The following is a 12,402-nucleotide window of genomic DNA, read 5'->3' on the forward strand; positions in this document are numbered from 1 at the left end:
CGTAATTCTTGTGAATAGATATTAATTGTTATTTACTCAAACTTCGCACCTAAATAATTAGGTTCAGTGGTTGAGTCATGTTAATTTTATCTAGATTTCATTATGTTCCTTGACAAAAAGCTTTATAGATCTTAGGAAATATACCGCCCCGGCACGCGGCTCAAAGCTCTGGAAAGAGATTGCGAAAGAACGATCTGCAGTTGAAAGAGTCAATGCGTACCTAAAAGAATTCTTCCAATTGAACAACATCAGACATCGAACGGGACAGAAAGCCAAAGCTCATTTTAACTTGGTTACCTTGGTTTACAATTGTACGAAATTAGCATGTGATCGTCTAAACCGTCAGTTGCAAGAGCAAGCAGCGTGAATTTTTAAAATTAAAATTACTTGAATTCTGCTGGTCTACATTTCTAACAATGTGCATTATGAAATTGATTCAGATATCTTTGACTTAAGTCACGCTTTCTTCAATGAAAACAGAATATAGATCGTATCAATTTCATGGGATTCTTCCAAAACCCATGAGGTTTGGGTTAAAATTCGCTGCAACCCCTCCAGCCCAAGATATCGGATTTGCACGCCAATAAACTCTGTAAATCCCAGGTATCCCGGATTTACATGCGCCCGGCCGAAAATTAATGAACCCGTGACCCGGGCGTCCGCCGGGGAGTTGGTAAAGAAATGGTTTAAATTTTCAATGATATCTGAATCCGAACCGTATTCAAAAAGACCGCCCTCCGATGAACAGAGCTGAATCCAGCCGGGACGTTCCAAACTCATCTTTAGTAATGCCTCGGGTTGGCTCCAGTCATAATGAATCATATTGAGGGTAATGCCCAGGTCATGGAAGCGTTCCCCCGGCTGCTTCAAAACATCGATGCACCGGTTTGCAAAATTTGGGCCGTAGGTATCGATATCTAAAATGTTGATCTCAATCTTCCGTCCCTTGAGTAATTCCGGGTCCGATTCCTGAATTAGAATCAGGGTGTTGATACTGTCGGTAGCGGCCCCCCCAGCGATATTGAAGAAACAAAGGTTCCGTTCAGGGAATTGCTTGAGCTGGGGCAGCAAAATTTTCGACTGGCGCCGGCAAAGATCCCTCAGCCTGATCCGAAGTCCCATGAAAGAGGTTTGCTTCACCGCCCACTTGTCCCGGAAACCTAATTTTATCTCCCGGCTTAAGTCGGGGCCAAGTTTGTACAGCAAAGTACGCATGCCGCTAAGATAGGAATTGTCAACATTCGACATTTTCACAAAGATGTTCCGGATAAAGCCAGGCATCTTCTTTAAGGATCCAATGCTCCGGGCTGACTTGAGACAGCTCAAATGATACGCCTGTTCATCAATACTTGCGTTGAAAAGGGGATGAGTAATATCCAGGATCGGTAATTGAATTTCATTCTCGAAAACCGCATAGAGAATTCGCTGATTTTGATTTGCATTCATGGTCTTCAACTCCACCTCACTGGAACGATGATTTTTGATCTAACTAAAACCCATTCGTTTTCCTAGAATCTTCAGAAGACGGTTTTTACGGCCGGTAATAAAAAAAATCGTCACTCTCAAAATATCCTATATCGCCGGTTTTTAAAACGCCAAATAATTTATCGCTTTTCGCGAGGTCTTCCCGGCAATGCCCATAACCCATCATGATGACAAAAAGCTTTATAAATACAAAAACACCTCATTTTTTTGTATAGTGGATTTGCCGAGAATACACTACCAAACAGAAGAGATTTCAAAAACTAATGAAAAGTCAACTTCAGCAGTGGATCGCAGGACTTCCCAACTACATCAAGGCTTATTTGTCGATTTCACTCTGCGAAGTTTGAGTTATTTATTTTTTCATATTTTTAAAGACAACTACAGGCGCTTCTATATCATTATTAATAATAACTATATCCGCACATTCTTTCGGATTATGCTCATTTATGTACATTTGACAAGCAGCGTGATATCGTGCCAAAAACATTTCCTCTGCTTTTTCGTAGCTTCCAAAGGCCTCTGCTTCTCGTTTCGAACCACGTTTTCTAGCAATATCAAAATCTGTATCTACAAAAATTTTATAATCAAATAGATGCCCTATCTCTTTTTTAAATAAAAAAGTCCCGTCCACTACTAACACCATATCATTCGAAGCTAGTATAGGCGGATTATGTACAGGAATATCCGTTTTTAAATGATGGGATGTTATTTCATAATGTAAACTTCCTCCAGGCCCTAAAGGGACTAGTAATCTTTCCCGAATAGCCTTGTAATCATGGGCATCCTCATAATATCCTTTTGCTGACTCTTTTCCTTGTAGATAACGAATCGCTCTTGGGTGATGAAATTCATCTATGCTAGTTCGTATTATCTTTTTTCCGTACTTTGTCATTTCTTCCGCTAATTCATTTGCAAATGTTGTTTTTCCAGAAGCTGTAATACCACTAATGCCGATTCTTAACGGATGATCTAGTTTTAATGTTAAAATATGGTCGACTATTTCATGAATAAGTTTTTGACGTTTCAATTTATTGTACCCCTTACTTTTTTATGTATTTACACATATATACATTGTTGATTGATGAAATATGTTTTTTCTGATTCTCTTTTAATCTGCGATACTTAGCACTCTTCCACATAGATCATCCCAATTAATATATGTATAAACTACCTAAAATTTGTTGTTTTCTCTTCTGCTTATTTAATCCTTGAAATTCAATTACAAAAGGAACTTCACCATATTTTAATAACTGTTCTTGTACAAATCCTTCACCGATCGGTTCGCAAAATTGAACATTTACATTTTCAAATAACACACTTTGGCACATTGCATTCCATTCTTGATGAACTTCAGAAGAATCCACCTGTACTTCCATCATTTCTTTCCATTTTTCTATTGTTTCACGAACATTCTTCACCGCGTAAAATATCGTCTCAATTTCTTTTGTTTCATTGCTATGAGAAGCAATCACACCCACCTTTTGTAAATCTAACCTTCTACTGTCATCAGATTCTTCCCACTGTATAAAGAAAGGAAATTTCGGTCCGTTTTCTTGCTGCTCAATAAATAACATTTTCCATTCTAAAAGACGGCCATCATTTCTCATTCGTTTCCCTTCAAATGGGCCAATCATTTTCAATCCTTTTTCTACAAACTTAACTGCCAGTTCTTCAATCCGATCTGTACGAATCGCAATTTGTAACATACCTTCTCCATCTTGTAATTTAACAACTGTTTCCTGAACTAGTGGATTGTCCGCTTGCTTAGCTTTCTTTTCATCTTGTACTGCTAAAAATTCAATGTATGATAAATCAAAATAACATAAGCTATTCCATGTTCCCCAGTTTATATGTTCTCCGCCTTGTACCGTATGAAATCCAAGCTCCTTCATTCTCTTTTCCGCTTCCTTTGGTGTACACCCAACAGCATGAACAAGGTGATCAAATGCTAACATATTCCTTCTCCCCTTCTTTACGTACTTTATTATATAACCCCTCTATTATTTCATTCAATTTCAAAAAATCCCAAAACACAGTTTATTCATGATATTAATGCGCATTATAAAAATTTAATATCATGCTAATTGGAAAAAACAAAGACTCTTTTCTCACGCGGGAAAAGAGCCCTTTTTCATTTATTATTACGCTTTCCTACATTGCCGTAGTTCTTATCATTATAAATTTCATTTTCTTGTCTGTCGAAATCATTCACAACTAAATCATGACATTTTCTCTATTCTCCAATGAATCCTTGTGTCTGTTACACTTATTTTTTTCATGTTTAATTTTTCTAACACACGAATAGAACCATGGTTATCATGAAGTGTTTCAGCTACTATCCTATCAACTTTTGATGTAAGAAAAGCCCACTGAATTAACGCCCCTACAGCTTCTGTTGCATAACCTTTATTCCAATATTTCTCAAGGAACCCATACCCCACTTCTACCTCTTTATTCCCATTTGGTTTCCCCTTAAAACCTATATCACCAAGGACCATACCATCCTTTTTTCGAACAACGAGCCAAACGCCCCAATACAATAACGATGAATCTTCTTTTAATTTCTGCACATTATTTGCGATATGCGGTCCATTATCGTACCCTTGCTGAATAGCAATTTTAACCGTTTCTTCCGTACATGGTATAATATGTAGTCTTTTCGTTTCTAATTTCATTATTATTTCTCCTTTTAGTTAACTGTAATCACCTCGGCAAAAATGGATGTACAAAACATAGAACGATCCCCTTTCGTAACTAAGATTCCTTAATCATACACTTAAAATAAAGAATATTCAACAATTTAAAACTATTCATAAATACACTTACTTTCATTTAGCAACTCCCCCTAATCCAAAGGCAAAACTTCAATCACTGAGGATAACTTTTCTTCTCTATTTTTTATGTCAATTATATATACATCAATTAAAAAACCAACATACCCCCCCTATTTTTAGGTGGGAGAGATCATCTGGCCATACATAGAAGCGGTCAGTTCCTTTTTCCGCCACATGCGAAGTAAAAACGGAAAGAGCAAACGAGTGTAGGTTACTTTTTATTCTGCATAGTAGGGATTTAGATGTCGAAAAATTAAAATGGATTTATATAGCAGTATTTTTGCTACAGAAAATGATTCTAAGCAACGCTGTCGAAAATTATTTCCTGAATTTTCTCTTAATTTAAAGGGTTTTCTATTACTTTTTGCGAAACATTTGTATAACAATTTTTTCATTGTTCTGTTTACATATTCAATAGGTTCGGGCGGAGTTTTGAAAGCGTTTCCTATACAATAACCGATTATTGTTGATAATTTCCTACAAAAATTCCTTGCAATATTTTCAGAAACTAATTACAATTGCCATATATTAAAAATCATAGCAATAAATAAATCCTCATCAATCCGATGAGGTAGAGGTTGCGACTTTTATAAGTAAGGCGGATTAGACACAGAGAATGTCAATGACTCCGTTTGAAAGGAAAAGTTGCCGAAGTTTATATTTCTTCTCTGGAAATATGAGCTGGGGCTGTCTCCGAAAGGAACAGAACTGTCACGTTTACAAAATACCGTGTAAACGTGGGGTGCTATCTTAACGGAAGGGTATGATGGGGTGGTTATTTGTGAAACGTTCCGCCAAATTCCTTTGGCGGTTTTTTGTATTTTTCTCCCCCGCTCCTTCCTATCTTACAAGAAAAGGAGTGTTGAACATGAATAGCACAACAAATCAAGCTACCTCTAAAACTCAATCTGCACAAGGACAAGGTGAACTAAGGCGCGGATTGAAATCTCGCCATCTTACAATGATTTCTCTCGGTGGTACAATTGGTACCGGACTATTTCTTGCCAGCGGTGGTGTCATTCACACAGCTGGTCCTGGCGGAGCTCTTGTAGCATACGCCGCAATTGGAATTATGGTTTATTTTTTAATGACAAGCTTAGCTGAATTAGCAGCATACATGCCTGTCGCTGGATCCTTTAGCACATACGCAACAAGATTTGTTGATCCATCGCTTGGATTCGCACTTGGGTGGAACTATTGGTACAACTGGGCCATTACAATTGCCGCTGAACTGTCAGCAGTAACATTAATTATGAAATTTTGGTTCCCAAATACCCCTTCCCTTATCTGGAGCGGTCTTTGTTTAGTCATTATGTTTCTTTTAAATTACTTATCAGTTAAAGGATTTGGTGAAGCCGAATATTGGTTTGCACTTATTAAAGTAGTTACTGTTATTATCTTTTTAATCGTTGGATTTATGATGATCTTTGGTATTATGGGTGGTGAACCTGTAGGATTCAAAAACTTTACTATTGCAGACGCACCATTTAACGGCGGCATCATGGCAATTATCGGTGTATTTATGGCTGCTGGTTTTTCATTCCAAGGAACTGAATTATTAGGTGTAGCTGCTGGTGAAACTGCCGATCCAGAACGCAGTATTCCAAAAGCCATTCGTTCAATCTTTTGGCGTATTCTATTATTCTACATCTTTGCAATTCTTGTTATCGGTCTATTGATTCCTTATACGACTGATAGTCTTGCAGCGAGCGATGTAACAGTAAGTCCATTTACACTTGTATTTGAAAAAGCGGGGATTGCATTTGCTGCGTCTGTTATGAATGCTGTTATTTTAACTGCTGTTCTATCTGCTGGTAACTCAGGCATGTACGCATCAACTCGTATGCTTTGGGATTTAGCAAGACAAGGAAAAGCACCGAAATTTTTAGGTAAATTAAATAGCCGCGGCGTACCTGTTAACGCGTTAATCGCAACTTCAGTAGTTGGCTGTGCCGCATTCTTAGCTTCCTTATTTGGCGACGGTGTTGTATATGTGTGGTTATTAAATGCATCTGGAATGTCCGGATTTATCGCATGGGTCGGGATTGCCATTAGTCATTATCGTTTCCGAAAAGCATACATTGCACAAGGAAAAGATTTGAATGACCTACCGTATAAAGCAAAATGGTTCCCATTTGGTCCAATCTTCGCATTTACACTTTGTACAATTGTCATCTTGGGACAAAACTACGGAGCATTTATGGGTGAGTCGATCGATTGGAATGGTGTACTCGTTTCCTATATTGGTTTACCACTCTTCCTTGTGCTTTGGTTAGGTTATAAATTTACAAAGAAAACAAAAGTAGTTCCTCTTGATAAATGTGAACTATAAATGATTACAGCCAGCAAATATCTCATATTTGCTGGCTTTTTTATTACAATGAAATTTTCTACAAAGGACATATTTCATGTATGTCGAATATTGGATTACATGTGTAATTTTTACATAAAGAAGGTGTGACATGTTTGTAAATGCCAAAATCGAAACAGAAAGATTACATATACGCCCTTACCAAATTATTGATGCACCAGACTTATATGAATTACAAAAAAATTATTTTTAAAAAGGATGGGATTAAAATGAACGTCACATTAGAAGCTGTATCCACAAAACAACTAGAAATACTAAAGAATTTCTATGCTCTATACTTACATGATTTATCCGAATTCTCCCCTACTCTTCATCCAAATGAAAATGGATTTTTTGAATTTGATGCTTTTGAACTTATTTGTACTCGTGAGGAGCTTATCCCGTATTTCATTCAATATGAGGAAAAATATATTGGCTTTATCCTATTCGCTAAAGTACCATTTACAGCCCCTAAAACAGACTTTTGTATTAACGATTTTTTCTTATTAAAGCCGTATAGAGGAAAACAAATAGCAGATCAAGCCATTTTAGAGATTTTCAAACAACATATGGGAACATATTACGTGGCCCAATTAAAAAGCAATTCGAGAGCCGTGGCTTTTTGGAAAAAATTCTATCAAAAAAACGAGATTGAATATCAAGAAATTGAGAAAATGGATGAAGATGATTTATGCTTAACACAAACCTTTACAGTGCCAGCGTTACTTACCCTTTCAACATTACATGACCGGCTATTAAAAGATAATTAATAAAAGAGCAAATATAGAGGAATCAAATAAGAGAGGTGGGGGCATAACTGCTCCTATTTGTGCTGAATACCAACAGGGGCGAATCCTATTGTTGGAAGTTCCACTTTATTCTCGAAGCATCTACTTTTTTACTGGCAAAGAAAAAGCTTCTTCCCTATTTAATGTATCTCGGTATGGATAAAAACAAACTGTTTAATCATTTTTAACTGCGCAACTTCTCTTCGTATTTAATATCCATCTAACATGGCTTTTTCTGTACGATTCGTTTAGTATTTTTCTAATCTTAGTCAATGTATTCATTCTATAAAGATAACCAAAATTTAGAAATCATATTTTTGGTAGAAAATAGCTATTCTAAATAGTGAATTCATAATTATAAGGAGGAATTTAATTATGACAGTAATTACTAAGCTTAAACAAACTATTTCTGGATTAAAAAGTGCTCAAGCATGTTTAGAAGGATTTGTTCTTGATACTGACAATCAGCAAGCAAAACAACTGTATCAAAATGCAGCTCAGCAAACGCAGACAATTATTGATTCTTTAGAACCACGTGTTCAGGAAATTCAGCAAGATGAGCCTCAGTATAATCAATAAAACGCAGTAATCTTCAGATTTTTTGTAGAGACCGTTTCATGGTTAGATGTATATATCTAGAAAGTATTTATACTTTTTTAAGCTAACTGAAAAGAGATGATTTAATTTTGCTCTTTTTCTGCAGGTAATAACTCAACAAATAACAAGTTTCCCGTATTTTATATAACAGTAAGCAAACCGAATTTCTTTTTGTTAACTATTATTAACATCCAGAATACCGACTTTTTCCACATACTATCAATGAGTCAGTTTACCAATATAAATCATTTGAAAAATTCAAAAATCCTCATGAATTATATTACTGCTAATAGGACAAGTCATTTCGATTGTCCTGTTCTCGATTATAAAACGACTGGATTTAGTATTACGAGCCCTAGTGAAACACTTGTATATGGGTTATCAATAAAAAAATAAACAAATACCCTACCCTTGTTTGAAGCAAGGGTATTTTCTATTAAATCCAATTTCAGCAGGTATTATACTTGTAAATCTAGAAAAGAAAATAATATACCTTTACCAGGAGTGAATCCTTATGAAAATACTAGAACACGAAACATAACAACGATATATTTTAATTAGAGGTCCTCCATTTATGTTCGTTTACTCTATTTTTAACATAACGAGCAGGAGGGTGTAACATGAAGCATGATAAATTATTTTTAGCACTTTTAGAAAATGCGAATACAAGCTTTAGTGGGTGGGATTTTTCCTTTATTACAGAAACTGGTCGCATGAAGAGTCAGTTATTATCTTGGTCATATGGTAGTATGGCCTTTCAGCTTATACAAAATGCAAATGCTATGCTTGATATGGGAACAGGTGGCGGAGAGTTTTTATCAATGTTAAAACCCTTTCCCCCTTCTGTTTATGCGACTGAAGGCTATGCCCCAAATATCCCGATAGCAAAAAACAAATTAGAATCTTTAGGTGTAAAAGTTGTAGAAGTAATAAATGATAATGCTTTACCATTTGCTGATAAACAATTCGATTTAATTTTAAATCAACATGAATCATACGCCGCTTCAGAGGTAAAAAGAATTCTATCTCGAAACGGCATATTTCTTACCCAACAAGTAGGCGGGCTTGACTGTGCTGAAATCAATGAACACTTGAGCGTACCACTTAATCAAGAATATGCAGATTGGACTTTAGAAACAGCCTGTAACGCGTTACAGCAAAATGGTTTTACCATTTTAAAATCAAAAGAAGAGTTCCCACTTCAAAGATTTTATGACATCGGCGCTTTAATCTACTATCTAAAAGCAATACCTTGGCAAATCCCTAAGTTTACTACTGAAAAATATTACAACGAGTTATATAATATACATCAATTAATTTTACAAAAAGGGTATTTTGATGTAAAACAGCACCGATTCTTAATACAAGCCACATATCAATAAAAACAGCCGTGTTTCTATATGAAACACGGCTGTTTTTATCTCGTTCAATCTATTAATCTCGCTTTTGAAAAAGGATAATAGACAAATTCTACTTTACCAATAATACTAGCTTCCTCAATATATCCCAGACCATTTCGGCTATCTTTACTTTGAGAGCGATTATCTCCCATTACAAATAATTTATTTGGTGGAATTTTTGTCCTTTTATAATCTGAAAATATTTGTAGTTCATTTGGCAACTCTCTGTTAATGTATTGTTCTGTTTGTTCCTTATCATTTAAATAAAGGCTGCCGTTTACAATCTGTATTATTTCACCTGGAAGTCCAATAACTCGCTTCACATAATATTTAGAGTTATCCCTATCTTTAATCACAACGATTTCTCCATGATGTAGAGAATTGAAACGTGTAACGGCTGTATTTACAAAGACATAATCTTCGTCTTGTAAAGTTGGTTGCATGGATTTCCCTTCTACTTTACACAAAGTAAAAGAATTTATGATGACTAACATAACAAATATGAATAGAACAAATTTCCCCCATCGATTCTTAATCTGTCGCTCCATATGTATCCCTCCATCCCACCAACACTCCTAATCTAAAAAACACTTCACTGTACAATATATTTCATATTCGGTACAGTGAAGTGCGATTATTCCAGCTATATTTATAGAATTTTTTTATTGTGCTTTATTAGACTGCTCTACAGGAACTGGATTTCCATTCACTCTCTTAACTTTCAAATCAAAATATGCATCTAAAATATCTTTACCAATTTTAGAATTCACTCCAGATTTATCATCATTTACCCACGGCACAACAACTGAAAATGCCACTTCTGGATCAGCATCATATGGCGCATAGCCAGCTAAAGTTAAATTATAGCATTTTTTTCGGGTTCCATTTTCATCTCTTCCAATGTCGTTATCGCCACCATAAACAGTTTCTGCCGTTCCTGTTTTCCCAGCTGGTTTATAAGGAAGATTTTTAAACGTTGCTACACCCGTTCCGTCTCCTTCTTGAAATACCCTTCTGAATCCTTCCTTCACTTGATCGATATAATTTTTGTCCATATCTATACGGTTTGAGACAACCGGTTCCATTACTTGTACTACTTTTCCAATGTCTTCTGGTTTAGTTGGTTGTTCTCTAATTTCTTGTACAATTTGCGGCTTCATTCGATAACCACCATTTGCAATTGTCGACATGTATTGCACAAGTTGAAGTGGTGTATATGTATCGTATTGGCCAATCGAATAGTCAAGTAAAAAACCCGGGATTTGATCTGTTTTCCCCTTTTGTCCTGCCGATTCATTCGGTAAATCAATACCAGTTGGAACCCCTAAACCAAATTGCGTAAAATGATATCGCATTTTATTAAACGCTTCCTGCTTAATGTTCAGTGTACTATTAGGTACATAATCAACCTCTGCAATCTTTAAAGCAGTGTTAAACATGTATACGTTAGATGATACTTGTAAAGCTCTTAAATCATCAATATCACCGAACTCTTTCCAAGATTTTTTATCTTTTGTTCCTTTAAAACTCATTGGTGCATCAACAAAATGAGTAAATGGTTTGATCGCACCCGTTTGATATCCAGTTAGTAATGTAGCACCTTTAACAGTTGAACCAAGCTCATAAGAACTTGTCATTGTACCAAGTGCATAATCTTCTACTTGTATTTCTCCATCTTTATTTACAAGTTTCTTTCCTGCTATTGATAAAATTTGTCCATTTCTCGGATTCATCATTACAACAAAAGCACGATCCAACATTGGTTCCACCGGTTTAAATGCCCTTAAGTTTTTTTCAAGACTTTCTTCTACCTTCTTCTGCAAATCCATATCAATTGTTAACATTAAATTATTTCCGCTTTTCCCTTTCGTAATCTCTTCCATCCGAAGAAGATTCCCTTCTTTATCAGTAATATGTTTAAACTGCCCCTTCGTACCATGCAATGCATCTTCATATTGTTTTTCAATATAACTTTTACCAACTCGCTCATTACGGGTATAATCACGGACCAAATAATAATCTAATTGCTCCTTTGGTAATCCCTCATCGGCACTAGAAACACTCCCAAGTACAGAACGAAGTATTTTATCATTAGGATACTCGCGTTCCCAATCCACTGTAGTATCCACCCCAGGAAGAAGCGCTAAACTCTCACTAATTATTGCATATTCATTAGGACTCACATCCTTTTTTATAATTTGAGGCGTCATTTTGTATCCAGCATTCATTTTACTTTTAATTGCTAATACCTCTATATCCTCTGGTGTTAGCTCTTTTAACTCTTCCGCTGTAATTCTTTCGCGTCTAAGCTCTTCCACCTTTTTATCTAATTCTTTTCCCTCTATTTTCTTTTCTCTTAATTTATTTTCATCCTCTTTTGTTACTTTTGCATCTGCACGCTTCTTATTTAATTGCATCCAAAAATCTTTTTTATCTGTATCGGTTAGCTTGTCCATTGATTCCTGTGGCATTTCAATCAACTTTGCTAATTCCCTTGCCGTTTTCAAAATTTCCTTAGCGTCTACACCTTTCATTTTTGTATATGTAACTGTCCGAAGCGGTTTATTATCCACAATCGCCTTTCCTTCTCGATCAAAAATTTTCCCCCTAGGAACTGGCGCACTCACTGTTAAATCTTCCTGTTTTTCTACTACATTTTTATATGTTTCACCATCTACAATTTGAACTTTTCCTAACTGAACAATAATGGCTGAAAACATAAGAAATACGCAAAAGAATAGTACATTTAGACGAAACGGAATATGGCTTTTCTTCTTTTTCTGCTTCTTCTTTTTCATGCAGCTTCCCTCTCTTTATTCTATTCATTTTCTTTACAATCTTAAAAACAAGTTCACTGGACATAACTGAAGCTTATAAAATAAAACTTTAATCAGTAGAGATTTTCTTCCCACTGATTATTCACCCTCACCTAACTTCCTTGCCTTTGT

10 protein-coding genes, 1 pseudogene and 1 riboswitch are annotated in these 12,402 nt (G+C 35.7%); of the genes and pseudogenes, 5 read left to right on the forward strand and 6 right to left on the reverse strand.

Translation table 11 applies throughout. The annotated features are described in order from the left end of the window. Window positions 1-97 precede the first annotated feature (97 nt). Window positions 98-367, forward strand: a pseudogene (locus ACIQ7L_RS02380) (transposase); the annotation flags it as partial. Between the two features lie 89 nt (window positions 368-456). On the opposite strand, the gene ACIQ7L_RS02385 reads toward ACIQ7L_RS02380, so the two are convergent. The 4 genes from ACIQ7L_RS02385 to ACIQ7L_RS02400 form a co-directional block, all read right to left on the reverse strand. Then, window positions 457-1,446: a hypothetical protein gene (locus tag ACIQ7L_RS02385; RefSeq protein WP_400566145.1), complete on the reverse strand. Its 990-nt coding sequence runs from the start codon at window positions 1,444-1,446 to the stop codon at window positions 457-459. 391 nt (window positions 1,447-1,837) lie between these two features. Further along, window positions 1,838-2,512, reverse strand: coding sequence for a nucleoside/nucleotide kinase family protein (locus ACIQ7L_RS02390; RefSeq protein ID WP_400566148.1), 675 nt, complete (start codon window positions 2,510-2,512; stop codon window positions 1,838-1,840). Window positions 2,513-2,636: 124 nt separating this feature from the next. Continuing rightward, window positions 2,637-3,440, reverse strand: a complete 804-nt coding sequence (locus ACIQ7L_RS02395; protein ID WP_400566150.1) for a VOC family protein — start codon at window positions 3,438-3,440, stop codon at window positions 2,637-2,639. 264 nt (window positions 3,441-3,704) lie between these two features. Further along, complete coding sequence (locus tag ACIQ7L_RS02400; protein WP_400566151.1) at window positions 3,705-4,160, reverse strand: GNAT family N-acetyltransferase; 456 nt, start codon at window positions 4,158-4,160, stop codon at window positions 3,705-3,707. A gap of 723 nt (window positions 4,161-4,883) precedes the next feature. Further along, window positions 4,884-5,075: riboswitch (Lysine riboswitch) on the forward strand. Between the two features lie 112 nt (window positions 5,076-5,187). On the opposite strand from ACIQ7L_RS02400, the gene ACIQ7L_RS02405 reads away from it, so the two are divergent. The 4 genes from ACIQ7L_RS02405 to ACIQ7L_RS02420 all read left to right on the forward strand — a co-directional run bounded on the left by ACIQ7L_RS02405 (window position 5,188) and on the right by ACIQ7L_RS02420 (window position 9,436). After that, a complete protein-coding gene (locus ACIQ7L_RS02405; RefSeq protein WP_400566152.1) occupies window positions 5,188-6,651 on the forward strand; it encodes an amino acid permease in 1,464 nt (487 codons plus the stop codon). Between the two features lie 248 nt (window positions 6,652-6,899). Next, complete coding sequence (locus tag ACIQ7L_RS02410; RefSeq protein ID WP_400566153.1) at window positions 6,900-7,439, forward strand: GNAT family N-acetyltransferase; 540 nt, start codon at window positions 6,900-6,902, stop codon at window positions 7,437-7,439. 393 nt (window positions 7,440-7,832) lie between these two features. Next, window positions 7,833-8,036: a DUF1657 domain-containing protein gene (locus ACIQ7L_RS02415; RefSeq protein WP_097898969.1), complete on the forward strand. Its 204-nt coding sequence runs from the start codon at window positions 7,833-7,835 to the stop codon at window positions 8,034-8,036. Between the two features lie 638 nt (window positions 8,037-8,674). After that, complete coding sequence (locus ACIQ7L_RS02420) at window positions 8,675-9,436, forward strand: class I SAM-dependent methyltransferase (RefSeq protein ID WP_400566155.1); 762 nt, start codon at window positions 8,675-8,677, stop codon at window positions 9,434-9,436. 44 nt (window positions 9,437-9,480) lie between these two features. Here ACIQ7L_RS02420 and lepB read toward each other — a convergent pair whose 3' ends face one another. Together lepB and ACIQ7L_RS02430 are read right to left on the reverse strand one after the other, a co-directional pair. After that, window positions 9,481-10,002 (reverse strand): signal peptidase I, encoded by a 522-nt coding sequence (gene lepB / locus ACIQ7L_RS02425; protein ID WP_400566156.1) that lies wholly within the window; start codon window positions 10,000-10,002, stop codon window positions 9,481-9,483. Between the two features lie 114 nt (window positions 10,003-10,116). Then, a complete protein-coding gene (locus tag ACIQ7L_RS02430) occupies window positions 10,117-12,252 on the reverse strand; it encodes a peptidoglycan D,D-transpeptidase FtsI family protein (RefSeq protein ID WP_400566158.1) in 2,136 nt (711 codons plus the stop codon). Between the last annotated feature and the right edge of the window lie 150 nt (window positions 12,253-12,402).

Source organism: Bacillus sp. NPDC094106 (assembly GCF_044764345.1).
Classification (GTDB): Bacteria; Bacillota; Bacilli; order Bacillales; family Bacillaceae_G; genus Bacillus_A.